The 24,201-nt window shown below is 63.1% G+C and carries 21 protein-coding genes, 1 tRNA gene, 1 pseudogene and 1 riboswitch; of the genes and pseudogenes, 12 read left to right on the forward strand and 11 right to left on the reverse strand.

Features of this window, described 5'->3' with window-relative positions; translation table 11 throughout:
* Window positions 1-47 precede the first annotated feature (47 nt).
* The 3 genes from NKI46_RS12995 (at window position 48) to NKI46_RS13005 (ending at window position 3,256) form a co-directional block, all read left to right on the forward strand.
* On the forward strand, window positions 48-1,316 hold the full coding sequence (locus NKI46_RS12995; RefSeq protein ID WP_352746493.1) for an ATP-binding protein: 1,269 nt from the start codon (window positions 48-50) through the stop codon (window positions 1,314-1,316).
* A 114-nt stretch (window positions 1,317-1,430) separates the two neighbouring features.
* On the forward strand, window positions 1,431-2,153 hold the full coding sequence (gene phoU, locus NKI46_RS13000) for a phosphate signaling complex protein PhoU (protein ID WP_023692535.1): 723 nt from the start codon (window positions 1,431-1,433) through the stop codon (window positions 2,151-2,153).
* Between the two features lie 95 nt (window positions 2,154-2,248).
* Window positions 2,249-3,256 carry a magnesium and cobalt transport protein CorA gene (locus NKI46_RS13005; protein WP_023669626.1) on the forward strand — a complete coding sequence of 336 codons (1,008 nt, stop codon included), beginning with the start codon at window positions 2,249-2,251 and terminating at the stop codon, window positions 3,254-3,256.
* Between the two features lie 132 nt (window positions 3,257-3,388).
* Here NKI46_RS13005 and NKI46_RS13010 read toward each other — a convergent pair whose 3' ends face one another.
* On the reverse strand, window positions 3,389-3,907 hold the full coding sequence (locus tag NKI46_RS13010; RefSeq protein ID WP_023669627.1) for a GcrA family cell cycle regulator: 519 nt from the start codon (window positions 3,905-3,907) through the stop codon (window positions 3,389-3,391).
* 358 nt (window positions 3,908-4,265) lie between these two features.
* Between NKI46_RS13010 and NKI46_RS13015 the strand changes: the two genes are divergently transcribed.
* From NKI46_RS13015 to NKI46_RS13025, 3 genes are all read left to right on the forward strand, one after another.
* Window positions 4,266-5,465, forward strand: a complete 1,200-nt coding sequence (locus NKI46_RS13015) for an aspartate aminotransferase family protein (protein ID WP_023669628.1) — start codon at window positions 4,266-4,268, stop codon at window positions 5,463-5,465.
* Window positions 5,466-5,483: 18 nt separating this feature from the next.
* On the forward strand, window positions 5,484-6,395 hold the full coding sequence (gene argF / locus NKI46_RS13020) for an ornithine carbamoyltransferase (protein ID WP_023669629.1): 912 nt from the start codon (window positions 5,484-5,486) through the stop codon (window positions 6,393-6,395).
* 108 nt (window positions 6,396-6,503) lie between these two features.
* Window positions 6,504-7,535: an Hsp33 family molecular chaperone gene (locus tag NKI46_RS13025; RefSeq protein WP_031195623.1), complete on the forward strand. Its 1,032-nt coding sequence runs from the start codon at window positions 6,504-6,506 to the stop codon at window positions 7,533-7,535.
* A 185-nt stretch (window positions 7,536-7,720) separates the two neighbouring features.
* Here NKI46_RS13025 and apaG read toward each other — a convergent pair whose 3' ends face one another.
* A complete protein-coding gene (gene apaG / locus NKI46_RS13030) occupies window positions 7,721-8,113 on the reverse strand; it encodes a Co2+/Mg2+ efflux facilitator ApaG/CorD (RefSeq protein WP_023669631.1) in 393 nt (130 codons plus the stop codon).
* Window positions 8,114-8,334: 221 nt separating this feature from the next.
* Between apaG and NKI46_RS13035 the strand changes: the two genes are divergently transcribed.
* Window positions 8,335-9,486, forward strand: a complete 1,152-nt coding sequence (locus NKI46_RS13035; RefSeq protein WP_023711406.1) for a ceramide glucosyltransferase — start codon at window positions 8,335-8,337, stop codon at window positions 9,484-9,486.
* 11 nt (window positions 9,487-9,497) lie between these two features.
* Here NKI46_RS13035 and NKI46_RS13040 read toward each other — a convergent pair whose 3' ends face one another.
* Window positions 9,498-10,688, reverse strand: a complete 1,191-nt coding sequence (locus NKI46_RS13040; RefSeq protein ID WP_023711405.1) for an O-succinylhomoserine sulfhydrylase — start codon at window positions 10,686-10,688, stop codon at window positions 9,498-9,500.
* Window positions 10,689-10,745: 57 nt separating this feature from the next.
* Window positions 10,746-10,823, reverse strand: a riboswitch (SAM riboswitch).
* 140 nt (window positions 10,824-10,963) lie between these two features.
* On the opposite strand from NKI46_RS13040, the gene NKI46_RS13045 reads away from it, so the two are divergent.
* A complete protein-coding gene (locus tag NKI46_RS13045) occupies window positions 10,964-12,058 on the forward strand; it encodes a 2'-deoxycytidine 5'-triphosphate deaminase (RefSeq protein ID WP_023699517.1) in 1,095 nt (364 codons plus the stop codon).
* Window positions 12,059-12,159: 101 nt separating this feature from the next.
* The gene (locus NKI46_RS13050) at window positions 12,160-12,930 is read left to right on the forward strand and encodes an ABC transporter substrate-binding protein (protein WP_023688688.1); all 771 of its coding nucleotides are present in this window, start codon (window positions 12,160-12,162) and stop codon (window positions 12,928-12,930) included.
* Between the two features lie 175 nt (window positions 12,931-13,105).
* Here NKI46_RS13050 and araD1 read toward each other — a convergent pair whose 3' ends face one another.
* From araD1 to chvE, 4 genes are all read right to left on the reverse strand, one after another.
* Window positions 13,106-14,101: an AraD1 family protein gene (gene araD1, locus NKI46_RS13055; RefSeq protein ID WP_023699520.1), complete on the reverse strand. Its 996-nt coding sequence runs from the start codon at window positions 14,099-14,101 to the stop codon at window positions 13,106-13,108.
* Between the two features lie 202 nt (window positions 14,102-14,303).
* A complete protein-coding gene (mmsB, locus tag NKI46_RS13060; protein WP_023669637.1) occupies window positions 14,304-15,590 on the reverse strand; it encodes a multiple monosaccharide ABC transporter permease in 1,287 nt (428 codons plus the stop codon).
* Window positions 15,587-17,119 carry a multiple monosaccharide ABC transporter ATP-binding protein gene (gene mmsA / locus NKI46_RS13065; RefSeq protein WP_027049369.1) on the reverse strand — a complete coding sequence of 511 codons (1,533 nt, stop codon included), beginning with the start codon at window positions 17,117-17,119 and terminating at the stop codon, window positions 15,587-15,589. The genes mmsB and mmsA overlap by 4 nt, the downstream gene beginning before the upstream one ends.
* Before the next feature lie 152 nt (window positions 17,120-17,271).
* Complete coding sequence (chvE, locus tag NKI46_RS13070) at window positions 17,272-18,342, reverse strand: multiple monosaccharide ABC transporter substrate-binding protein (RefSeq protein WP_023681943.1); 1,071 nt, start codon at window positions 18,340-18,342, stop codon at window positions 17,272-17,274.
* Window positions 18,343-18,636: 294 nt separating this feature from the next.
* On the opposite strand from chvE, the gene NKI46_RS13075 reads away from it, so the two are divergent.
* Window positions 18,637-19,644 carry a LysR family transcriptional regulator gene (locus NKI46_RS13075; RefSeq protein WP_352746496.1) on the forward strand — a complete coding sequence of 336 codons (1,008 nt, stop codon included), beginning with the start codon at window positions 18,637-18,639 and terminating at the stop codon, window positions 19,642-19,644.
* A gap of 4 nt (window positions 19,645-19,648) precedes the next feature.
* Here NKI46_RS13075 and NKI46_RS13080 read toward each other — a convergent pair.
* Window positions 19,649-19,722 (reverse strand) — tRNA-Gly (locus tag NKI46_RS13080).
* 179 nt (window positions 19,723-19,901) lie between these two features.
* Here NKI46_RS13080 and NKI46_RS13085 point away from each other — a divergent pair.
* A complete protein-coding gene (locus NKI46_RS13085) occupies window positions 19,902-20,165 on the forward strand; it encodes a DUF6460 domain-containing protein (protein WP_352746499.1) in 264 nt (87 codons plus the stop codon).
* A gap of 65 nt (window positions 20,166-20,230) precedes the next feature.
* On the opposite strand, the gene NKI46_RS13090 is transcribed toward NKI46_RS13085, so the two are convergent.
* Window positions 20,231-21,133 (reverse strand): histone deacetylase family protein, encoded by a 903-nt coding sequence (locus tag NKI46_RS13090; protein ID WP_352746501.1) that lies wholly within the window; start codon window positions 21,131-21,133, stop codon window positions 20,231-20,233.
* A gap of 217 nt (window positions 21,134-21,350) precedes the next feature.
* On the opposite strand from NKI46_RS13090, the pseudogene NKI46_RS13095 reads away from it, so the two are divergent.
* Window positions 21,351-22,689, forward strand: a pseudogene (locus NKI46_RS13095) (MATE family efflux transporter).
* Here NKI46_RS13095 and NKI46_RS13100 read toward each other — a convergent pair.
* Window positions 22,686-23,756, reverse strand: a complete 1,071-nt coding sequence (locus NKI46_RS13100; RefSeq protein WP_352746504.1) for a quinone-dependent dihydroorotate dehydrogenase — start codon at window positions 23,754-23,756, stop codon at window positions 22,686-22,688. The pseudogene NKI46_RS13095 and the gene NKI46_RS13100 sit on opposite strands and share 4 nt — an antisense overlap.
* On the reverse strand, window positions 23,753-24,103 hold the full coding sequence (locus NKI46_RS13105; RefSeq protein WP_352746507.1) for a DUF952 domain-containing protein: 351 nt from the start codon (window positions 24,101-24,103) through the stop codon (window positions 23,753-23,755). Before NKI46_RS13105 ends, NKI46_RS13100 begins: the two co-directional genes overlap by 4 nt.
* Window positions 24,104-24,201: the final 98 nt, after the last annotated feature.

Raw genomic sequence — 24,201 nt, forward strand, 5'->3', positions numbered from 1 at the left:
CCAGCGGAAGTTTCGGCGGGACCGGCGCAGAAGCACGGAAAGCACGAATGGCTGACACCGGGGCAGAGCGGACAACCACGGGGCAGGCCGTCGCCGGCCGGCTGTGGAACAGCCGATGGCTGCTTGCCGCCGGTGCGATCGCTATCCTGGCCGTTTATGGTTTTGCCGGTATCTCCGCCTATGTCGTCCTGGCTGCGTTGACGGTGCTGCTGGCTGCCGCGCTTCTGCCAACCGGTGGCGCCAGCCGGTCTGCTGAGAAGACCATTGCCACGGTCGAGGCGAGCGGGCTGCAGCGGCTTTCCGGCGAATATCTTGCGGCTGCCGTTGCCGATCCGCTGATCATCTTCGACCGCACCGCCACCATCGTCCACGCCAATGCCGCCGCCTTTGCCGCCTTTGTCGGTATCGCGCCCGGCCTGTCGCTGTCGCTAAAATTCCGCGCGCCGGAAATGCAGGCCTTGCTCGACGGCGTGCTGTCGGGAGCCGTCGCCTCGGATGCCGTCGACTACACCGAGAAGCTGCCGGTGGAACGCGCCTACCGGGTCAGCGCATCCTCGGTCGGCCACGCCACAGATCTCTATGTGCTGGTGTTCAAGGACCAGAGCGAGACGCGCCGCATCGATCGCATGCGCGCTGACTTCATAGCCAATGCCAGCCACGAGCTGCGCACCCCGCTTGCTTCGATCTCGGGCTTCATCGAGACGTTGCGCGGCCCGGCCCGCAACGATCCGGCGGCGCGCGAGCAGTTCCTGCAGATCATGCAGAACCAGACCGGCCGCATGGCGCGCCTCATCGACGATCTCCTGTCGCTGTCGAGGCTTGAAATGAAGCCTTACCTGAGGCCGGGAACCGAGGTCGATCTGCGCCAGACCATCGACAGCGTCATCGATTCACTAGGCCCGCTCGCCAGCGAGAACGGCGTCGTCATCGACCGCGACTACGCCGAGGGGCCGCTCGACGTGCCCGGAGACCGCGACGAGCTGTTCCAGGTGTTCGAGAATCTCTTGGAAAACGCCTGCAAATACGGCCAGCCTGGCGGACGCGTCACAGTGTCGATCGCGCGGGGCGAGGCCGGCCCGGAACCGGGCATCGATGTCACCATCAGGGACTATGGCCCGGGCATCCCGGAAGAGCACATACCGCGCATTACCGAGCGCTTCTATCGCGTCGACGTGGAGAGCAGCCGCTCGCAGAAAGGCACCGGTCTTGGCCTGTCCATCGTCAAGCATATTCTGACGCGCCACAACGCCCGGCTTTCGATCAAGTCGGAGGTTGGCAAGGGCGCGGCGTTCACGGTCCATTTGCCGGCAGGCTGAGGCGGTACTATCTGCTAACTGCCTGTTTCTTCTTTCTGTCATCCGGCTAGCGTATCAGCACAGGGTCGAGGAAACGACTCAAAAGGCCAAAGATTTAAGGAAGGCATTTCGCCCATGCAGTCCGTACACATTGTCAGCGCCTATGACGAAGAGCTGAAATACCTGGCGAAGCGCATCGCTGCGATGGGCGGCCATGCCGAGCGCATGGTCGAGCAGGCGATCCAGGCGCTGGTCAATGCCGATCCCGGCCTCGCCCAGAAGGTCATTCGTGACGACATCGTGCTTGACGATGGCCAGCGCGAAATCGACGACAAAGCCATCGTCATCATCGCCAAGCGCCAGCCCATGGCGACGGATCTGCGCGAGATCGTCGGCGCCATCCGCATTTCGGCCGACCTCGAACGGGTCGGTGACCTCGCCAAGAACGTCGCCAAGCGTGTGGTCAGCGTCATTGACGGCCGCCAGCCGACCAGCCTGTTTCGCGGCCTCGAGGCGCTTGCCGAACTCGCTTTGACCCAGCTCAAGGAAGTGCTCGACGTCTATGCCTCGCGCTCGGTCGAGAAAATAGGCTTCGTTCGCGACCGCGACGACCAGATCGACGCCATGTACACCTCGCTGTTTCGCGAGCTTTTGACCTACATGATGGAAGATCCGCGCAACATCACGCCGTGCACGCATCTGCTGTTTTGCGCCAAGAACATCGAGCGCATCGGCGACCACGCCACCAACATTGCCGAGACGATCTACTACATCGTCACCGGCGAGCAGTTGCCGGCCGAGCGTCCAAAGGGCGACAAGACCGACAAGGTTGCCCTTCCGGCGCTGCCGGTGAAGTGATCGCGCGCCCCTCGAACGCTTAATCATATTGCGCTAAACTGCCCGGGTGTTAGCGTCTCGGTTCCTGGCCAAGGCCAGGCGCTCAGGAGGCTGCGATGGAATATGTCCGAGAGTTCAAGCCGGCGCCGGCATCGTCCGGCATCATCGCGTCGAGCGTCTACACCGCCGGCAAGCGCATCGCCGACATACCGATCGAGGAAGCCGGCGAATGGGCCAAGAAGTCGGGCCATGTCGTCTGGATCGGGCTGCTCGAACCCGACCGCGAGCTTCTGCTGCGCGTCAAGGCGCAATTTCATCTGCACGAACTGGCGATCGAAGACGCCGAACATCCGCACCAGCGGCCGAAGATCGAGCAATATGGCGATGCGCTGTTCATCGTTGCCCGCACTGCACAGCTGATCGACGGACGCGTCACCTTCGGCGAGACGCATCTGTTCGTCGGCTCAGGCTATATCGTCAGCGTCAGGCATGGTCCCTCGACCTCATACGCCGCCGTGCGCCAGCACTGGGAAAGCTGTCCGCACTCACTGGCCAAGGGCGAGGATTTCGTCCTCTACGCCATTCTCGACTTCATCGTCGACAACTACATGCCGGTGCTCGAGCAGATCGAGGACGAGGTCGAGGCGATCGAGGACAGGGTGCTGCTGAAGCCGATGACCGGTCCCGACATCGAGCGGCTCTACATGCTGCGCCGCGATCTGTTGCGCCTGCGCAATGCGGCGCTGCCGCTGGTCGAGGTCTGCCGCCGGCTGACCAGCGCCGACCTGCCGCAGATCCATACCGCCATGCATCCGCTGTTTCGCGATGTCACCGATCATATCCGCACCGTGCAGGAAAAGATCGACAGCCTGCGCGAGGTTCTGGCCTTCGCTTTCGAAGCCAGCCTGCTGGTCGGCCAGAGCCAGGAAACCGCGAACACCAAGAAGCTGGCCTCATGGGCCGCGATCCTGGCGGTTCCGACGGCGCTCGCCGGCATTTACGGCATGAATTTCGACGACATGCCGGAGCTGAAGATGCAATACGGCTATCCCGTCGTATTGGTCTCGATCGCGCTGATCTGCTCGTTTTTGTATTGGCGATTTCGGAAGAGTGGGTGGCTGTGATGGTAGGCAGTAGGCAGTAGGCAGTAGGCAGTAGGCAGTAGGCAGTAGGCAGTAGGCAGTAGTCAGAATAAGGTAGCGCCTCACGAGCGCTACCCCATTCCCTACTGCCCAGTCCCCAATCCCTATTCCTAACTACCGGCTTCTGCGCCGCTCTGAAGCCGGCTGGAACGCCACCCTTGCGTGGTACTTGCAGTAAGGTCCGGTTTCAGCCGCCTCGTTGCCGCAGAAGTTGAAGTCTTCCGACAGCGGGTCGCCATTCGGCCATTTGCAGGTGCGCTCGGTGAGATCGGTGAGCTGCAGATGCCGCGAGATCGGCACGACGACGTTTTCGACCGGGCGGATGTAGTGGCGCGCCACTGGCTCGGCGTCGAACTGCGCCTGCAGCGCGTTCGCCCCGATCGACGTCGTGACATGGCGCTGCGTGGTTGCGGCGCGCGGCACCGATTTCTGGATCGAAGATCCCTGCGTTGTCTTCTTCTGACGCGCCGGCGTCGCGGTCGAGCGTCCGCGGCCCGACAGCTTCAGCCGGTGCACCTTGCCGATGACCGCGTTGCGGCTGACCCCGCCGAGTTGTGCGGCGATCTGGCTTGCGCTCAAGCCCTCCGACCACAGTTTCCTGAGAAGTTCGACCCGCTCGTCAGTCCAGTTCATGAGACCGCGCTCCTGCTAAGTGTGCGGCAGCCGGAATCCGTTCCCGACCCGGCAATCTTTGCCGGGGCAGACACCACATATATTAGGTGATTAGGTCCGCCGCACGAAATCTAGTTATTTCCCGACTACAATTACCTCATGTGTTGACTCGGTGACAAGAGTCCCAGGTGCAACACGAATCGGTTTTTTAGGTTTTCCCCAACTTGCCCGGTCGCTTATGAGCCGGCGTCTCGTCGGGAGCTGGCCACGCGCCTCTGCACGACGTTTTCGTTGACTTCATGGCCGAAAAACACGATAAGCCGCAAAGGCCGCCGCTTTGGCGGCTTTTTTGATTTTTCCGGTACCGGAGACGCATATAATGAGCGGTTCGGCGCTTTACGAGACCTTTGCCCGCGCCCCTTTGGCCTTCGATCATGGCGAAGGCACCTGGCTGGTTACCGACAAGGGCGAGCGATATCTCGATTTCGCTGGCGGCATCGCGGTCAATTCGTTGGGCCACAGCCATCCGCATCTGGTCTCGGCCCTGACCGAACAGGCGGCCAAGCTCTGGCACGTCTCCAATCTCTACGAGATCCCGGGGCAGACCCGGCTCGGCGAGCGGCTGGCTGACGCCACCTTCGCCGACAAGGTGTTCTTCACCAATTCCGGCGCCGAGGCGCTCGAATGCGCGATCAAGACGGCGCGGCGCTACCAGTTCGTCAAGGGCCATCCCGAGCGCTTCCGGGTCGTCACCTTCGAAGGCGCCTTCCACGGCCGCACGCTGGCGACCATCGCCGCCGGCGGCCAGTACAAATATCTCGAAGGTTTTGGGCCCAAGGTCGAAGGCTTCGACCAGGTCGGCTTCGACGACATCGACGCCGCCGAGAAGGCGATCACACCAGAGACCGCCGCGATCCTGATCGAACCGGTGCAAGGCGAGGGCGGCATCCGCCCGGTGCCGACGCAATCCTTGAAACGGCTGCGGCAGCTCTGCGACCAGCACGGCCTGCTGCTGATCTTCGATGAGGTCCAGTGCGGTATCGGTCGCACCGGAAAGCTGTTCGCGCATGAATGGACCGGCGTGACGCCCGACATCATGGCGATTGCCAAGGGCATTGGCGGCGGCTTCCCGATGGGCGCGTGCCTCGCCACCGACGACGCTGTCGTCGGCATGACGGCAGGCGTGCATGGCACCACTTTCGGCGGCAATCCGCTGGCCATGGCGGTCGGCAACGCTGTGCTCGACGTCGTGCTGGAAGACGGCTTCCTCGAAGACGTCCAGCGCAAGGCATTGCTGATGAAGCAGGGCCTGGCGGCGGTCGCCGACGAATTTCCTGATGTCATCGAAGGCATCAGGGGCAGCGGCCTGATGCTTGGCCTGAAATGCGCCATGCCCAACACCAAGGTCAACATGGCGCTGCGCGACCAGCATCTGCTGGCGGTGCCGGCCGGCGACAACGTCATTCGTCTGCTGCCGCCGCTGACCGTCACCGACGCCGAGATCGGCGAAGCGCTCGATCGCATCCGCGCCGGCGCCAAGGGCCTGACCGACGCCATCGCCGCGGCCGCCGCGAAGTAATCCCGAGAACCATTCCCGATGAGCCTTCGCCATTTCACCGATCTTTCCGCCGTTTCCGAAGGCGATCTGCGCCTGATGCTGGACGATGCGGTGGTGCGCAAGGCGCGCCTCAAGGCCGGCGAACGGACCAAACCGCTCGAAGGCAAGGTGCTGGCCATGATCTTCGACAAGCCGTCGACGCGCACGCGCGTGTCCTTCGACGTCGGCATGCGACAGCTCGGCGGCGAGACCATCATGCTGACCGGCACCGAAATGCAGCTCGGCCGTTCCGAGACCATTGCCGACACCGCCAAGGTGCTGTCGCGCTATGTCGACGCCATCATGATCCGCACCACGTCGCATGAGCGGCTGCTCGAGCTGACCGAGAATGCCACGATTCCGGTCATCAACGGGCTGACCGACGACACCCATCCCTGTCAGCTGATGGCCGACATCATGACCTTCGAGGAGCATCGCGGTCCGGTTGCCGGCAAGACCATCGCCTGGACCGGCGACGGCAACAACGTGCTGCATTCGCTGCTCGAAGCTTCGGCGCGGTTCCGCTTCAACCTGAACGTCGCAGTGCCGGAAGGCAGCGAGCCGGCGCAAAAGCATATCGACTGGTCGAAGAGCAATGGCGGCAAGCTGCACTTCACCCGCTCGCCCGAGGAAGCCGTCGACCAAGCCGACTGCATCGTCACCGACTGCTGGGTGTCGATGGGCCAGGAACACCGCGCCCGCGGCCATAATGTCTTCTCGCCCTATCAGGTCAATGCGGCGCTGATGGCCAGGGCCAAGCCCGACGCCCTGTTCATGCACTGCCTGCCGGCGCATCGCGGCGAGGAAGTCACCGACGAGGTCATCGACGGTCCGCATTCGGTTGTCTTCGACGAAGCCGAGAACCGGCTCCACGCCCAGAAGGCGGTTTTGGCCTGGTGTCTGGGCGCTTGATCTCCAGGCGCTTGATCTCCAAGCGCTTGATCCGGGGCGGCGCGATGCCTATTTGCGCCCCATCACGCAAATCAAGCGCGTTTGGACGCATGCACCCCTCCGGGCCGCATGGCCGCGCCCTGGAGCTTTGTCATGTTGGAAACGCATCAAGTGACTGAACATCACCCCAAACTCGGCGAGTTCGGCTATGCCGGCGACGATCATGTCGTACCCTTCGAGGTCGGCCCGCTCGACGTGCGCGGCCGCACCGTGCAACTCGGGCCGATGCTCGACGCCATCCTCAACCGTCACGACTATCCCGAGCCGGTCGCCCGCCTGCTGGCGGAAGCCTGTGTGCTGACGGTGCTGCTCGGCACCTCGCTCAAATTCGAAGGCAAGTTCATCCTGCAGACCCGCACCGACGGCCCGGTCGACATGCTGGTCGCGGATTTCTCCACGCCTTCGGCATTGCGCGCCTATGCGCGTTTCGACGCCGACCGGCTGGAGGCCCTGGTGGCCGCAGGCCAGACCTCGCAGCAGACGCTGCTGGGCAGCGGCGTTTTGGCGCTGACCATCGACCAGGGCGCGCACACGCAGCGCTATCAGGGCATCGTCCAGCTCGACGGCGAGACGCTGGAGGACGCCGCGCGCACCTATTTCCGCCAGTCGGAGCAGATCCCGACCGACCTCAGGCTGTCGGTGGCCAAGCTTCTGACGCCAGGTCCCGGCGGCGCTCGTGAGCAGTGGCGCGCCGGCGGCATCCTGGCGCAGTTCCTGCCGCAGTCACCCGAGCGCATGCGCGTGCCCGACATTTCGGGCGGCGACGGCGATCCGCGTGACGTGACGCAGGAGCCGGCCGACAATTCGTGGCGCGAGCTGGTGGCGCTGCTCGGCACCATCGAGCCGACCGAGCTGATCGACCCGACCATCGGCGCCGAGCGGCTGCTCTACAGGCTGTTCCACGAACATGGCGTGCGCGTCTTCGGCGGCGTGCCGGTCGCCGACCAATGTTCCTGCTCAAGGGACAAGATACGCGGCATCCTCGAGGGGTTTTCCGCGCAGGAGATCAAGGACAGCACCGAAGATGGCGGCATCCACGTCGCCTGCGAGTTCTGCTCGAAGCAGTACGACTTCGACCCGGCGGAGTTTGCAACTCAGTAGCATCTCTTCCTTCTCCCCGTTCACGGGGAGAAGGTGCCCGAAGGGCGGATGAGGGCAGCGCGAACTTTGGTGAATGGCCGCGCATAGCCTAGGTCATGTGCGTGGAAGATAACCTCATGACTCTGGCGCTGCCCCTCATTGCCCTGCCGGGCATTTCTCCCCGTATAGTGACGGGGAGAAAACCCCTAATTTACCGTCCGTCGGGTCCCCGGCAGATCCAGCGAAAACGCGGGAATAGCGACGTCGAACGTCTCGCCCTTTTTGTTGCGCATGGTGTAGTGGCCGACCATGAAGCCGGAGGGCGTCGAGAGCGGGCAGCCTGACGTGTATTGATAGCTGTCGCCGGGATTGAGCTCAGGCTGGTCGCCGACCACGCCGGCGCCGCGCACTTCCTCGACCCGGCCGCTGCCGTCGGTGATGTGCCAGTAACGCGCCATAAGCTGCACGAAATCGTCCGACTGGTTGTCGATCGTCACCTGGTAGCCCCAGACATAACGGTTCTCCGCCGGGTCCGAGCGGTCCTCCAGGTAGAACGGTCTGACCTGCACTTCGATGTTGCGCGTGACGGCGCGGTACATGGGCTGCTCCGGTTGCGCAGCAGGGAACATTTGTCGCGCCATGCGGTTTGATACGCGCAGAGCGGCATGTCCTGCCAGCCTCAAAGCGCAGTGCCGACAAACAATGTCATTTAAGTGACACATGACAATGTTGGTGTGCGCAAACCTTGCCGGCGACTCAAGGCCCATCTGTCGACTGACAAAGCAGCCGCGAGCGGCCTTTCCGGAGTGACCAGATCTCGATGGAACCAGCTCTCACAGCCGCCTTCGCTTCCTCCGCTTTGCTTCTTTCCAATCTCGCCAGCATCCTGCTTGCTTCGTCGAAACTGCAAGCGCGTCGCCTTATCCCTCCGCCGTCCGGCGAGCAGCCACCGGTCTCGATCGTCGTGCCGTCGCGCGGCGTGGAGCCGTTCACACAAGAGACGCTGCAGCGAGCCTTCTCGCTCGACTGGCCGCGCTACGAACTGATCTTCTGCGTCGCTCACGCCGACGATCCCGTCGTCAAACTGATAAACAGGGCGATCGTCCTGTTTCCCAACGTGCCGGCCCGGCTGCTGATCGGCGACGACCGCGTCAGCAGCAACCCGAAGCTCAACAACTGCGTCAAGGGCTGGGAAGCGGCGCGCTATCATTGGGTTATTCTGGCGGATTCCAACGTGCTGATGCCAAGGGATTACGTCCAGCACCTGATGGCGGCCTGGCGGACCAATACCGGGCTTATCTGCTCGACGCCGATCGGCTCGCGGCCGGATGGCTTCTGGGCCGAGGTCGAATGCGCGTTCCTCAACACGCTGCAGGCGCGCTGGCAATATGCCGGCGAGGCGCTTGGCCTCGGCTTTGCCCAGGGCAAGAGCATGCTGTGGAACAAGCCGATGCTCGATACCAATGGCGGTATCCGCGCGCTGGCCGCCGAGATCGCCGAGGATGCTGCTGCAACCAAGCTGGTCAACGGACTGGGCCTGCACGTCAATCTCGTTGCCTCGCCTTTCGAGCAACCACTGGGGCAGCGCCGACTTGCCGACATCTGGTCGCGCCAGGCGCGCTGGGCGCGGTTGCGCCGCGTCACCTTCCCGCTGTTTTTCGCACCCGAGATCCTGACCGGCGTCGCCGTGCCGTTGGCGTTGGCGCTGGTGGCGGCCGCAAGTGCCGGCATCAGCCTGCCGGCCACGGTGTTGGCCGTGCTGACGGCGGCCTACATTCCCGAATGCGCGCTGGCCGCGGCCAAGGGCTGGCACCTGTCGCTGCGCATGGTCCCGGCGATGATGGTGCGCGACATGATGCTTCCCGCCATCTGGGCGCGCGGCTGGCTGAGCGGCGCCGTCGACTGGCGCGGCAACATCATGACCATCGGCACCAAGACGGCCGAACTGGAAGAGGTTTCGTCGGGAGCGTGACGCCTCGCGGCCTATCCGGCTGCCTTCAGCGCCTGCGCAACGTCCTCCAGCAGATCGTCCGTGTCCTCAAGGCCGACCGACAGCCTGAGCGTTCCCGGCCCGATGCCGAGCTCGGCGCGCGCTTCATCGCTGAGGTTCTTGTGCGTGGTGGTCGCCGGATGGGTGATCAGGCTCTTGGCGTCGCCGAGATTGTTGGAGATCAGCACGATGTCGAGCGCGTTCTGCAAGGCGAAGGCCGCCTGCTTGCCGCCCTTCACGTCGAGGCAGATCAGCGTCGATCCGCCCGTCATCTGCTTCTTGACGATGTCGGCCTGCGGGTGGTCGGCGCGGCCGGGATAGATGACGCGGGCGATTTCCGGCCGTCCTGCCAGGAAATCCGCGATCTTGGCCGCGCTTTCAGTCTGCTGGCGCACCCGAACCGGCAGCGTCTCCAGGCCCTTGAGCAGCGTCCAGGCGTTGAACGGCGACAGGCTCGGGCCGGTGTGGCGGAAATAGTCGTGCAAATTCTCGTCGATCCATTTCTTGTCCGACAGGATGATGCCGCCGAGACAGCGTCCCTGGCCGTCAATGTGCTTGGTCGCGGAGTAGACGACGATATGGGCGCCGAGCTGCAAGGGCTTCTGCTGCAAGGGCGTGGCAAAGACATTGTCGACGATCAGCCTGGCGCCGATCGAGGTGGCGAGCGCCGCCACCGCTGCGATGTCGACCACTTCCAGCGTCGGATTGGTCGGGCTTTCCAGGAAGAACAGTTTCGTGTTCGGCCGCACCGCCTTTTCCCAGTTGACGATGTCGGTGCCGTCGACCAGCGTTGCCTCGATGCCGTATTTCGGCGCCAGCGTCTCGACCACCCAGCGGCAGGAGCCGAACAGCGCGCGCGCCGCAACGATATGGTCGCCGGCCTTGGCGCTGCACAGCAGCGCTGCCGTCACCGCCGCCATGCCCGACGCCGTGGCGCGGGCATCTTCGGCACCCTCCAGCGCGCACATGCGCTTTTCGAACATGTCGACCGTAGGGTTGGCGTAGCGCGAATAGATGAAGCCCGGCTCCTCGCCTTTGAAACGGGCTTCCGCGGCCTGCGCCGTTTCATAGACATAGCCTTGAGTGAGATACATCGCTTCCGACGTCTCGCCGAACTGGGAACGCAGTGTTCCCCCGTGCACGAGTGCGGTCTGAGGCTTCCAGTTACGCTTCTTGGTGCTCATCGCTTTTGTTCCAGACACAAAAAAACCGGCCGCGAAAGTCGCAACCGGTCCATATGGCCTGGCGGCCCGACGGTCCTTTAGCGACTTGTTTAACGTGGCTGCAAGCCGACCGGCCAAATCACCACGGGATAACGACCCTTTAGACCTCACCTGCGCTTGCGTCAATTGCCGGCTTCATTAAGAGGTTTGTACCAGGCAGGTTCCGCAATAATATCCAGCGGTTTTGCGGCAAGAACCTGCCACAAAGAGACCGACCTTGGAGCGGAGCCAGCCTTTTGCGGCAGACAGGCATTCTTCCCGATCAGGACATTTCCGCGCTGTTTCAGTCCGGCGCGCTGAAGTCGCCGCGCGCGCTCGATGTCGACCAGGTGCAGCCGGCGAGCCTCGATCTCAGGCTCGGCGACAAGGCTTTTCGCGTGCGCGCCTCCTTCCTGCCGGGTCCCGATCATCTGGTGGCCGACAAGCTTCACCGGCTGAAATTGCACGAATTCAGTCTCGCCGAGGGCGCGGTGCTGGAAACCGGCTGCGTCTACATCGTGCCGCTGCTCGAAAGCCTGGCGCTGCCCGCAAACGTGTCGGCCTCGGCCAACCCGAAAAGCTCGACCGGCCGGCTCGACATCTTCACCCGGGTGATGACCGATCGCGGCCATGAGTTCGACAAGATCGCCCCCGGCTATCACGGGCCGCTTTATCTCGAAGTCAGTCCACGCACCTTCCCGATCGTCGTACGCGCCGGATCGAGGCTGTCGCAGATCCGCTTTCGCACTGGCAACGCGCTGTTGTCGGAGGCAGAACTGAACGAATTGCACCGCGCCGAGATGCTGGTGGCGACCGAGCCGCCCAACATTTCCGGCGGCGGCATTGCGCTGTCGATCGATCTTGACGGCGACCAGAACGGCCTGGTCGGCTATCGCGGCAAGCATCACACCGGCTTGGTCGATGTCGACAAGCGCGCCGCCCAGGATGCCGTCGATTTCTGGGAGCCGCTCTACAAGAGCGGCGCCGGCGAACTGGTGCTCGACCCGGACGAGTTCTACATCCTGGTCAGCCGCGAAGCCGTGCACGTGCCGCCGCTCTACGCCGCCGAGATGACGCCCTTCGATCCGCTGGTTGGCGAATTCCGTGTTCACTATGCCGGCTTCTTCGATCCGGGCTTCGGCCATTCGGCCTCAGGCGGCACCGGCAGCCGGGCGGTGCTCGAAGTGCGCAGCCACGAAGTGCCGTTCATCCTCGACCACGGCCAGATCGTCGGCCGGCTGGTCTACGAACACATGCTGAAGCGGCCGCAGGCGCTTTACGGCACCGATCTCGGCTCGAATTACCAGGCGCAAGGCCTCAAGCTCTCCAAGCATTTCCGCCCCGCCGGCTGAGCCTTCGATCACCGTCAGGCAAAATACTTGCCTGCGCTGCCTCACCATGCTTGGCTGCCTTTCGGTGGCCGGCAAGAGAACGGCGCGCAAGGGGAACCAAAATGCAGATTTCAAGATGGATCATATCGGCAGCGGGCGCTGCCATGCTGGTGATATCGGCCGGCTCGCTGGCTGAGGCGCAGGAGAAATTGAAGATCGGCACCGAGGGCGCCTATCCGCCCTTCAACACCATCACCGCGGACGGCAAGATCGAGGGCTTCGACATCGACATTGCCAATGCGCTATGTGCGCAGATGAAGGTCGAGTGCGAGATCGTCACCCAGGACTGGGACGGCATCATCCCGGCGCTGCAGGCGAAAAAGTTCGACGCCATCATCGCCTCGATGAGCATCACCGAGGAGCGCAAGAAACAGGTCGCCTTCACCAACAAATACTACACGACGCCGCTGGCGCTGGTGGCGCCCAAGGACAGCGACCTCACTTCCACCGAACCGGCAGCCCTTGCCGGCAAGACGGTGGGCGCGCAGGCCTCGACCACCCAGGCCGACTATGCGCAGGACGCCTATGGCAAGGCCGGCGCCGAGGCGAAACTCTACCCCACCCAGGAAGAGGCGATCACCGACTTGCAGAACGGCCGTCTCGACGCCGTCATCTCCGACAAATTCGTGCTGATGGACTGGCTGAAGAAGGCGAGCGACGGCTGCTGCAAGCTTGTCGGTGACGTCAAGGGCACCGAGACGCAAGCCGGCATCGCTGTCCGCCTGGAGGACACGGCACTTCGCGACAAGCTCAACGCGGCGATAGACGCCATTGTCGCCGACGGCACTTACAAGAAGATCCAGGCCAAGTATTTCGATTTCGATATTTATTGAGGTTGGAACTGCCAAATCTCCCCCCTTGAGGGGGAGATGGCCGGCAGGCCAGAGGGGGTCGCTGCGCGTAGAATGCCAGCGCCTCTCAGCCGCGGAAGACTTTAGCGCTCCACGCGCAACGACCCCCTCTGTCGCCTTCGGCGACATCTCCCCCTCAAGGAGGGAGATTACGCTCTCAAAGCGCCTTCACCGCCACCTTAACCGGCTGCTCAATCTCCAGCGGGTTGCGCAGCGGCAGGCCGAAATCCGCGGCCTCGATCTCGAAAACGTCGCCGGCCTGAGTCTTGATGCCGTCGGCAAAGGACAGCGTCGCCGTGCCGAACATGTGCACATGCACGTCGCCCGGCTGGCGGAAGGCCGAATATTTGAAGTGATGATGTTCGAGATTGGCGATTGTGTGCGACATGTTCGCTTCGCCCGACAGGAACGGCTTTTCCCACAGCAAATTGCTGTCGCGATAGATTCGCGATGAGCCCCTGACGTCGGCCGGCAGGTCGCCGATCAGGATTTCCGGCCCGAACGAGGCGTTGCGCAGTTTGGAATGTGCCAGGAACAGATAGTTCACCCGCTCGGTAACATGATCGGAAAACTCGTTCGACAGCGTGAAGCCGACGCGGAACGGCGCGCCGTCGTCGCCGATGACATAGATGCCGGCGATTTCCGGCTCCTCGCCGGCGTCCTGCGCAAAGGCCGGCGACATCAGTGCGGCGCCCGGCGCCACCGCCATGGTGCCGTTGCCCTTGTAGAACCATTCCGGCTGCACGCCGGTCTGGCCCTTGGCCGGCTTGCCGCCTTCGAGCCCCATGCGGAACATCTTCATGGAATCGGTAAGCTGCTCCTCGCCGCCATCGCTGAGCTTCTTGTGCATGGAATCGCGTGTCGCCGCCGAGCCGAGATGGGTCAGGCCGGTGCCGGTCAGATGCAGATGCGCAGGATCGGGATGATTGATCGGCGACTCCAGCCGGCCCTTCTTGTAGATGGCGTCGAGGTCTATCGCTTCACCGAACCCCTTGCGTTCGATCAGCGCGGCGAGGCCCGTTCCGGTGCGCGCGGCTTCCAGGGCCAGCGAATAGACGCTGCGGGCGCCGTTGATGATCCTGGTCTTGCCGCCGCCATTGCGGGCGACGACGCGGATGGTCTCGGCGTCGTCGAGGATCTGGGAGATTAGCATGATGAAATCCTCTCTCATGTGCTTGGCCTTGGATGCCTCTTGGCAAACCTTGACCTGCGCGGCTCGGACCTAGCGGCGCCACGGGTTGAACTCTTCGTCCGGATTGCGCTCGCGAGCTTGATCCCTCGGGGGACTTCTTATGCCGACAATTTGCCGGCTGCGCCGCGATCGTATGCCTCCTGCTTGCCTCGCCTGAAGCTTGTCAGGCCTTGTTCTTGTTGTAGACGTCGAAGATCACGGCGCCGAGCAGCACCAGGCCTTTGACCACCTGCTGCCAGTCGACATTGACGCCCATGATCGACATGCCGTTGTTCATCACGCCCATGATGAAGCCGCCGACGACCGCCCCGATAACCTGGCCGACGCCGCCCATCGCCGAGGCGCCGCCGATGAACACTGCGGCGATGACATCGAGCTCCGAGCCGAGACCCGCCGCCGGCACCGCCTGGCCGAGACGAGCCGCGATGATCAGGCCGCCAAGCGCCGACAGCACGCCCATATTGATGAACACCATCAGCGTCAGCCGCTCGGTGTTGATGCCCGACAGCTGCGCCGCCTTGGGATTGCCGCCCATGGCGTAGATGCGCCTCCCGATGGTCATGCGCTTGGTGACGAAGACGAACAGCGTGATCAGCACGCCCATGACCAGCAGCACCACCGGCAGGCCGCGGTAGCTGGCAAACTCATAGACCAGGAACAGCGCCAGCGCGCTGGCGACCAGCGTCTTGACCACGAAAAGGGTGAAGGGCTCGGCCTCATAACCATGGCGTTCTCGTTTGCGCCGGGTGCGGACCCCGAAATAGGCATAGGCGAGCACGGCGATCAGCCCCAGCACGACCGTCGTCATGTGCAGGGTCACGCCGCTGCCCATGATGGTCTTGCCGGCTGCGTTCACGACCGGCGGGACGAGCGTCAGTGGGCCGATCACATCCGGGATGAAGCCGGAACTGAGCATCTTGAAGTCGTCGGGAAGCGGACCCACCGACGAGCCGCCGCCAAGCAACGCCTGGCAAATGCCGCGGAAGATCAGCATTCCGGCCAGCGTGACAATGAAGCTCGGTATCCGGTGATAGGCGATCCAATACCCTTGCGCGGCGCCGATCAGGCCACCCGCGACCAGGCAGACGATCGAAACCACCAGGGGATTGCTCAGCGGTCCGAGTTGCCAGATGACCATCATGTTTGCCGCCAGCGCGCCAATGAAACCGGCGACCGATCCGACGCTGAGGTCGATATAGCCCGATACGATCACCAGCAGCATGCCCAGCGCCATCACGATGATGAAGGAGTTCTGCTGCACCAGATTGCTGAGGTTGACCGGCTTGAACAACGTCCCCGACGTGGTGAACTGGAAGAACAGCATGATGACGATCAGGGCTATGATCAGTCCGTATTCGCGTAAATTCGTCGCCAGCGCCGAGACGGCGATGCGCGGGCGCTGTTCGTCGGCGACGTTGCCCTGCGGGGCGGGGGCGCTTTCGGTGCTCATGCTGCTTTTCCTTCTCCCCGGACGATGGCGCGCATTATCTTTTCCTGGCTTGCTTCCGCCGCCGGCATTTCGCCCACCATGCGCCCTTCGTTCATGACGTAGATGCGGTCGGTAATCCCCAGCAATTCCGGCATTTCCGACGAGATGACCACGATCGCCTTACCCTCCGAGGCAAGGCGCGCGATGATCGTGTAGATTTCATACTTGGCGCCGACATCGATGCCGCGTGTCGGCTCGTCGAGGATCAGCACGTCAGGGTCGGCAAACAACCATTTCGACAGCACCACCTTCTGCTGGTTGCCGCCGGAAAGATTGCCGGTCATCTGATAGACGCTGGACGCTCGGATATTGGTCTTCTTGCGATAGTCGTTGGCGACCGCAAGTTCGCGCATGTCGTCGATCACGCTGTGGCGCGACACGCCGTCGAGATTGGCCAGCGTAATGTTATGCTTGATATGGTCGATGAGGTTGAGGCCGTAGGTCTTGCGGTCCTCGGTGACATAGGCGATGCCGTGTTGGACCGCCTTGCTTACCGACGAGACATCGACCGGCTTGCCCTTGAGCAGCACTTCGCCGGTGATGCGGCGGCCATAGGAGCGGCCGAACAGGCTCATGGCGAATTCGGTGCGGCCGGCGCCCATCAGCCCGGCGATGCCGACCACCTCGCCCTTGCGCACATTGATGTCGATGCCCTTGATCACCTGCCGCTCGGCATGGAGCGGGTGATAGACCGACCAGTTCTTCACCTCGAACACGACTTCGCCGATCTTGGGCTCGCGCGGCGGATAGCGGTCGTCTAGCGAACGGCCGACCATCGAGGTGATGATGCGGTCTTCGGAGATATCCTTCTTGGCCAGCGTCTCGATGGTGCGCCCGTCACGGATGACGGTTACCTTGTCGGCGACCCGGTTGATCTCGTTGAGCTTGTGCGAGATCAGGATCGAGGTCATGCCTTGCCGCTTGAATTCGAGCAGAAGATCGAGCAGCGCCTGGCTGTCTTTCTCGCTGAGCGACGCGGTCGGCTCATCGAGGATCAAAAGCTTGACGTCCTTGCTCAGCGCCTTGGCGATCTCGACCAGCTGCTGCTTGCCGACGCCGATATTGGTGATCAGTGTCTTGGGGTCCTCCTTGAGGCCCACCTTCTTCAACAGGGCAGCGGTGCGCGCCTCGTTGGCATCCCAGTCGATGACGCCGTATCGGGCGTTTTCGTTGCCGAGGAAGATATTTTCGGTGATCGACAGCATCGGCACCAGCGCTAGCTCCTGGTGGATGATGACGATGCCCTTGTGTTCGCTGTCATGGATACCTTTGAACTGGCATTCCTGACCCTGAAAAATGATCTGGCCGTCATATGTGCCGGCGGGATAGACGCCCGACAGAACCTTCATCAGCGTCGACTTGCCGGCGCCGTTCTCGCCAACCACGGCGTGGATCTCGCCTTCCTCGACGCTGAGGTTGACGTTCGACAGCGCCTTCACGCCGGGGAACGTCTTGGTGATGTCGCGCATCTCCAAAATCGTCGTCATCAGGGCAAGCTCCTCCTGTTGCATGTCGCTCAAAAGTGCTTGCGGTTAGAGACAACGACATGCACGCAAACTAAGTCCGGTAGAAACAATACCGGGGTCGCTTGTGAACGGAAAGGGGTCCTGCGTCGCGCAGGACCCCTGTCTTTCTAAACGGATTACTTCAGTTCGTCGGCCTTGATGTAGCCGGAGTCGACGACCAGTGCCTGGTAGTTCGACTTGTCGACCTCATGCGGCGTCAAAAGGATCGAGGGAACGACCTTGACGTCGTTATTGTAGGTCTTTTCATCCAGGCCGTCCGGCTTGCCGCCCGAGAGCACCTTGTCGACGAGTTCGACGGTGGCCTTGGCCAGTTCGCGAGTGTCCTTGAACACGGTCGAGTATTGCTCGCCCGTGATGATCAGCTTGACCGAAGCAGTCTCGGCGTCCTGGCCGGTCACGATCGGCCACGGCTGGGCGTCGGTGCCGTAACCGACGGCGCGCAGCGAAGCGGTGATGCCGCGCGACAGGCCGTCATAGGGCGACAGAACGCCATCGACGCGGCTGCCGTCCGAGTAGTTGGCCGACAGCAGGTTGTCCATGCGCGCCTGGGCGGTGGCGGCGAGCCAGCGCAGCGTGCCGACCTTGTCCATGCCGGTCTGGCCGGACTTGATCTTGATCGAGCCGTCATCGATCAGCGGCTGCAGCACCGAGATTGCGCCGTTGTAGAAGAAGAAGGCGTTGTTGTCGTCCGGCGAGCCGCCGAACAGTTCGACGTTCCACGGCTTGGTGTTCGGGAAGCGCTCCTTGAGGCCCTTGACCAGCGAGTTCGCCTGGATCACGCCGACGCCGAAATTGTCGAAGGTGGTGTAGTAATCGACATTGGCGGTCTTCTTGATCAGGCGGTCATAGGCGACGACGACGACGCCGGCGTCAGCGGCCTTCTGCAGCGCGTCCGACAGGGTCGTGCCGTCGATCGAAGCGATGATCAGCGCCTTCGGGCCCTTGGTGATTTCGTTTTCCAGCTGGCTGAGCTGGTTGGGGATGTCGTCCTGCGCGTACTGCAGGTCGACCGTGTAGCCGAGAGCTTCGAGCTGGGACTTGACGGCATCGCCGTCATTGATCCAGCGCTGCGAGGTCTTGGTCGGCATCAGCACGCCGACGAGACCCTTGTCGGCTGCGTGCGCCGAGTAGGTCATGGCAGCGATGCCAAGGGCCGCGACGGCGGCCAGTGTCTTGATGATTTTCACGTAAAACTCTCCCTGGTTGATGGACGCGACACCTCGGGGCTTCGCGGGCCGCGCAGTCGGGCGGATGCGCCAAAGCGCCGCCGCCGTCATAATCGATCTCCGGTATCCTCCCAATCGGCCCTCAGTCTTGATTTAAATCGATACGATTTTGCTCGTCATCGACCGTCAAGTCTTGAGGACGCGCGAAAGTGTGACCCTTTGCCATAACTGTCAAATGCGATCTTCGGTGGTTGCTATACCAAAACCGGTATATGACTAGACCGGGCTGGAACAGTGGCGGAAGCGGGAAAAGGCATGGCGGCTTTACGAGGTCCTCCGGGAATTTCAAGCGGTTACGATGAATTGCCGGGCGATGGCGAGACACTTCTGCGTAGCGGCTTGAGCCTGCGTCACATGCGCATGATCGCAGCACTCGACGATCACGGTCGGGTGAGCGCTGCCGCCCAGGTGATGAACATCTCGCAGCCGGCGGCCTCGCGCATGATTTCCGAGATGGAAGCGGTGCTTGAGGTCAAGCTGTGCGAAAGGCTGCCGCGCGGCATCACGCTCACCCCTTACGGCAAGGCGCTGGCCCGGCGCGCGCGCTCGATCCTGCTTGAAATGCGCGAGGCCGACCGCGAAATATCGGAGCTCAAGGCCGGCAAGGGCGGCTCGGTGTTCCTTGGCGCGGTGACGGCGCCGGCGATCGAACTGGCGGTCCCGGCGATCCGCGAGATACGCCGCCTCTATCCGCGCATCGAGATTACCATGCAGGTCGAGACGTCGAATGTGCTGGCGCGCGAACTGATCGCCACGCGCCATGATTTCATCATCGCCCGTGTCCCCGAAGACCTCAATCCGCGCCTGTTCGAATCGCGCGTCATCGGCGTCGAGAAGGCCTGCCTGATCGTGCGCCGAGGCCACCCGCTGAGCAACGGCCATCCTCTAAACAATGGGAAGGCGGTGAGGCTGGAGGACACCGCCGCCTTTGACTGGGTGTTCCAGTCGGGCGGGTCGCCGCTGCGCCAGGCGATGGAGAGCAATTTCCTGAACCGCAACATCGCCCTGCCGGACCGCATCCTCAACACCTCGTCGCTGCTGCTCACACTGGTCATGGTGGCGCAGTCCGACGCCATCGCCCCGGTGTCGATCCAGGTGGCAAAATTCATCCAGAACCCCGACGGTCTCGCCGGCGCCATCGATGTCGTCCAGACCGAGTTCGACATCGAGGTCCGCCCCTACAGCCTGATCACGGTGAAGAACCGCGTGCTGTCGCCGGCAGCCAAGATGCTGCACGATTTTATCTTGCGGGAAGTGGGATAGGAACTGGAGCGGGTAGAGGGAATCGAACCCTCGCGTTCAGCTTGGGAAGCTGACAAGCTACCATTACATCATACCCGCGTCGGCCTCTCGATATCATGATGGGCGTGCTTCGGGCAATCGCCCTTGGACAGCTGTTCGGAAACGGCTGTTGGAAACCCGACCGATTGCGCCGTCCGCCCGCCTTGATGCGGGCGCAGCAAGTGCGTATTCGTGGGTTTGTACCCCGAATCCGGGCACACCAATCTGGAGGCAGGCCCTTGTCCACAGTGACGCGCTTTCTCGGTGACTCGCCCGTCAGGGTGATCGTCAAGCTGCTGGTCGTGTCGTTCCTCGTCGGCCTGGTCATGAATGCGTTCGGCTGGACGCCGATGGACGTCTTCTACCGCATCCAGGGTTTCTTCATCGATCTGTGGAATCTTGGCTTCAACGCCGTCTATCGCTTCTTCGGCTATATCCTGCTCGGCGCCGCGATCGTCGTGCCGGTGTTCATCCTGCTCAGGGTCGCGAACTTCCGGAAGTGAAGCGGAGGCATGATCCCGAAAAGTGGCAACCGGTCGGAAAAGATTGTGCTCAAACCGAAGGCCGCTCAGGCAAAGTCCGACGCCACCTCGAACAGGACGGCGTGGCGCGCGGCCAGCGCTTCGACATCGGTCGAATAGCCGCCGCCGATGACACCGCAGACCGGGATGCCCAGCGCGCGGAAATGACCGATCACCATGGCGTCGCGGGCACGCACGCCGTCATCGCTGAGCGATAGCCGGCCGAGCCGGTCCTCGGCATGGACGTCGACGCCGGCATTGTAGAAGACGATGTCCCAGTGCGCCTTGGCCGAGAGCTCCGGCAGGAGGACACCCAGCCGCTCGAGATAGGCGCCATCGCCGGTGCCGTCCGGCAGCGCAACGTCGAGATCGGAGGCAATCTTGCGCACCGGATAATTGCGCTCGCCATGCATGGAGAAGGTGAAGGCGCGTGGTTCGTCTCTCAGTATGTCCGCCGTGCCGTCGCCCTGATGCACATCGAGATCGACGATCAGGATGTTTTGGGCGGAACCTTCGGCTAGCAGCACCAGCGAAGCGACGGCGACATCGTTGAAAGTGCAGAAGCCCGCGCCCTGCGCACGCCGCGCATGGTGGCTGCCGCCGGCACTGTTGCAGGCAATGCCGTTGACAAGCGCCAGCCGTGCTGCCAGCACCGTACCGCCGGCGGCGAGTTGCGCCCTGAGCGAAACGCGCGGAACCACGGGAAAGCCGATCTCGCGCTCGATCTTCTCAGGCACCGAACAAGCGATGACCTGGTCGACATAATCAGCCGCATGGGCAAGCTTCAGCCAGGAGGCCGGCGCCGGCTCGGGCATCGCCAGCGCCTCGGCGCGGATCAGGCCCCTGATATGCAAGGCCTGCATCAGCAGCAGATATTTGCTCATCGGAAAGCGATGATTGACCGCGAAGCCGGCATCGTAGTCGGGGTGATGGACGATCTGCAAAGGCATGGCTAAAGCAATTCCAGGAAAAGTGGGCAGCGGTTTTCCCGGGAGAAGCGCGTAGCGCCTCCCCTTGGGAATTGCTTAAAACCAGTACTCGGATCCGGCGGGCTCGCGCCAGAAGAACATTTCGGTTGGCCGTCACGGCAAGAGTGATTGCGCGGTGGCCGGAAAATGGGGCACATCGGCTGTTCGATCAAGCCGCAATCAGCAAGGCAGCAGTCCCCTGGACACGGGTGCAATCCCAGCCGACGCGAGACCCTTCGCCGTCACCAACCGTTCGGTGCTCGCCATCGCCGTGCCGATGACGCTCGCCTATCTGACGACGCCGCTGCTCGGCATCGTCGACACGGCTGTGGTCGGGCAGTTCGGCGATGCCGCCCTGCTCGGCGGCCTGGCGGCCGGGGCGCTGGTCTTCGACGTCGTCTTCAGCACCTTCAATTTCCTGCGCTCCGGCACCACCGGCCTCGTCGCCCAGGCGTTCGGGCGCGGCGACGAACTGGAGGAGCAGGCGGTGTTCTGGCGCGCCGTGCTGATCGCGGCCGCGGCCGGCATCGTGCTTGTCGCCCTTGCGCCGCTGATCGCCATCGCCGGCCAGAAATTCATCGGCGGCGAAGCGCGCGTCAGCGAGGCGATGGGCGTCTATATCCACATCAGAATGCTCGCCGCGCCCTTCACGCTGATCAACTATGCCATCCTCGGCTATGTCCTTGGACGCGGTGAGGGCGGGCTTGGGCTGATGCTGCAGGCGGTGCTCAACGGCATCAACATCGTGCTTTGCATCCTGCTCGGCCTGAAGCTTGGCTGGGGCGTCGCCGGCGTGGCCTGGGCGACCGTCACCGGCGAATGTCTGGCCATGCTGTTGGGTCTCGCCATCGTTGTCTGGCGGTTCCGGGCCGCACCCCGCCTGCCGCGGCATCGCCTGCTCGACATGCCCGCTTTCCTGCGCATGATGTCGCTCAACCGCGATATCATGATCCGCTCGTTCTCGCTGCTCGCCGCTTTCGCGCTGTTCACCCGCCAGGGCGCGCAGTTCGGCACGCTGACGCTGGCCGCCAATGCCGTGCTGATGAACTTCTTTCTCGTCGCCGGCTATTTCCTCGACGGTTTTGCCACAGCCGCCGAGCAGTTGGCGGGACGCGCGATCGGCGCACGCGCCGAGACGGCGTTCCGCCGGGCGGTGCGTCTGACCTTGTTCTGGGGGGTTCGGCCTCGCCGGAACCGCGACGCTGATCTTCTGGCTCGGCGGCGCCGGCCTGATTTCTTTGATCACCACGTCGCAGGACGTTCGTGCTGCTGCCGACATCTATCTGCCGTGGGCGGCACTGACACCGCTGAGCGGCGTGCTGGCCTTCCAGATGGACGGCGTCTTCATCGGCGCTACCTGGTCGCGCGAGATGCGCAACATGATGCTGGTGTCGTTCCTGGCCTTCAGCGCCGCATTGTTCAGCTTGGCGCCGTCTCTCGGCAATCACGGCCTGTGGGCGGCGCTGCACGTCTTCCTGCTGGTGCGCGGCTTCAGCCTGCTGGCCATCCTGCGGCTCAGGCTGCGCACGGCTTTTTAGAGCGGCTTGGCAGCCCACTGATCGAGCTTGGCACCGCGCAGCGCGCGCAATGACTTCAGCCCTTCCTTGTCGGCAAACCGCACCATGCCTGAAAGAATGCGGCCCGGCAGCGCGGGGCCGGCATAGATCATACCGGTGTAGAGCTGCACCAGATCGGCGCCAGCGCGGATTTTCTCCAGCACGTTCTCGGCCGAATCGACGCCGCCGACGCCGATAATGGCGCGCTCCGGCCCGAGCAATTTGCGCATCTTGGCCAGCACGATGGTCGAACGCTCGAACAGCGGTTTGCCGGAGAGCCCGCCGGTCTCGGTGGTGGCGCTACGCAATCCGGTTCGCACCAGCGTCGTGTTGGAGACGATGACGCCGTCAATCTGCTTCTCGCTGACTTCGGCGGCGATGTCTTCAAGCTCGGCCTCGACCAGATCGGGCGCGATCTTGAGGAAGAGGGGCGGCTGCGCCGAAGCTGCTGCACGCACCGACATGACCCGAGACAACAGTTCGCCGAGCTGTTCGCGCGCCTGCATGGTGCGCAGGCCGGGCGTGTTGGGCGACGAGATGTTGACGGTGAGATAGCTGGCGTATTTCGCAAAACGGGAAACGCCCAACTCATAGTCACGGACACGATCGGCGCTGTCCTTGTTGGCGCCGATGTTGACGCCGACAATGCCGCCGCGTCCCTGGCGCGCGGCAAGGCGTTTTTCCGCCGCCTCGTGGCCCTCATTGTTGAAGCCCAGGCGGTTGATCACCGCATCATCCTCAGTCAGCCGGAAAATGCGCGGCTTCGGATTGCCGGCCTGCGGCAGCGGCGTCACGGTGCCGACTTCGGCAAAGCCGAAGCCGAGGCCAAGCAGCGCGTCCGGTACCTCGGCGTTCTTGTCGTAGCCAGCGGCCATGCCGAGCGGGTTCGGAAAATCGAGGCCGCAGAGGCTGACCTTCAGCCTTTCGTCGCGCACCGGCCGCGCGCCGACCGGCAGGCCGCAGCGCAGCGCAGCGATCGACATACCATGCGCCGTTTCCGGATCGAAGGTGAACAGCAGTTTCTGGCCGATGCGATCGAACACGATCATTCGGCCTCCAGCGCCGGAAACTGGTGTGCGCCATCAGCGCCGAGCGGCAATGGTTTCACCCACAGCACGGCGTTCATATCGAGCACGCCATAGAGATGCGGGAACAGCGCGCCGCCCCGCGAGACCTCGTATTTCAGCGCGTCACCGAGCAGCGCCCCGTCGATGGCGATCAGCAGCAAATCCATCTGGCCGGCGAAATGCTTCGCCGCCGTCTCCCTGGCCTGATCAGCGGTGGAGAAATGGATGAAGCCGTCGGCGATGTCGATCGGAGCTCCGGTGAAGCGGCCGTTTTTCTCGGCCGCGCGCCAAAGCGCTTCGGGCGCGATCTTGTAGATAATCTGAGACATTGTTGCGCTATAAAGCAATACCAGGAAAAGTGTGAAGCGGTTTTCCGTCCGGAATTGCGTCAAAACAAGGAGATAGAGCGGAGCGCCGTGGAACGGCG

The sequence above is a fragment of the Mesorhizobium sp. M0615 genome (assembly GCF_040320805.1).
Taxonomy (GTDB): Bacteria; Pseudomonadota; Alphaproteobacteria; order Rhizobiales; family Rhizobiaceae; genus Mesorhizobium.

Excerpts from the sequence above, each read along its gene's own strand:
- NKI46_RS12995 (WP_352746493.1), top strand. The coding sequence starts at position 48 with ATGGCTGACACCGGGGCAGAGCGGACAACCACGGGGCAGGCCGTCGCC.
- NKI46_RS13040 (WP_023711405.1), bottom strand. The coding sequence starts at position 10,688 with ATGAGCACCAAGAAGCGTAACTGGAAGCCTCAGACCGCACTCGTGCAC.
- argF (WP_023669629.1), top strand. The coding sequence starts at position 5,484 with ATGAGCCTTCGCCATTTCACCGATCTTTCCGCCGTTTCCGAAGGCGAT.
- NKI46_RS13105 (WP_352746507.1), bottom strand. The coding sequence starts at position 24,103 with ATGTCTCAGATTATCTACAAGATCGCGCCCGAAGCGCTTTGGCGCGCG.
- NKI46_RS13100 (WP_352746504.1), bottom strand. The coding sequence starts at position 23,756 with ATGATCGTGTTCGATCGCATCGGCCAGAAACTGCTGTTCACCTTCGAT.
- phoU (WP_023692535.1), top strand. The coding sequence starts at position 1,431 with ATGCAGTCCGTACACATTGTCAGCGCCTATGACGAAGAGCTGAAATAC.
- apaG (WP_023669631.1), bottom strand. The coding sequence starts at position 8,113 with ATGTACCGCGCCGTCACGCGCAACATCGAAGTGCAGGTCAGACCGTTC.
- NKI46_RS13005 (WP_023669626.1), top strand. The coding sequence starts at position 2,249 with ATGGAATATGTCCGAGAGTTCAAGCCGGCGCCGGCATCGTCCGGCATC.
- NKI46_RS13090 (WP_352746501.1), bottom strand. The coding sequence starts at position 21,133 with ATGCCTTTGCAGATCGTCCATCACCCCGACTACGATGCCGGCTTCGCG.
- NKI46_RS13035 (WP_023711406.1), top strand. The coding sequence starts at position 8,335 with ATGGAACCAGCTCTCACAGCCGCCTTCGCTTCCTCCGCTTTGCTTCTT.
- mmsB (WP_023669637.1), bottom strand. The coding sequence starts at position 15,590 with ATGAGCACCGAAAGCGCCCCCGCCCCGCAGGGCAACGTCGCCGACGAA.
- araD1 (WP_023699520.1), bottom strand. The coding sequence starts at position 14,101 with ATGCTAATCTCCCAGATCCTCGACGACGCCGAGACCATCCGCGTCGTC.
- NKI46_RS13050 (WP_023688688.1), top strand. The coding sequence starts at position 12,160 with ATGCAGATTTCAAGATGGATCATATCGGCAGCGGGCGCTGCCATGCTG.
- NKI46_RS13010 (WP_023669627.1), bottom strand. The coding sequence starts at position 3,907 with ATGAACTGGACTGACGAGCGGGTCGAACTTCTCAGGAAACTGTGGTCG.
- NKI46_RS13015 (WP_023669628.1), top strand. The coding sequence starts at position 4,266 with ATGAGCGGTTCGGCGCTTTACGAGACCTTTGCCCGCGCCCCTTTGGCC.
- NKI46_RS13025 (WP_031195623.1), top strand. The coding sequence starts at position 6,504 with ATGGCCGCGCCCTGGAGCTTTGTCATGTTGGAAACGCATCAAGTGACT.
- NKI46_RS13075 (WP_352746496.1), top strand. The coding sequence starts at position 18,637 with ATGGCGGCTTTACGAGGTCCTCCGGGAATTTCAAGCGGTTACGATGAA.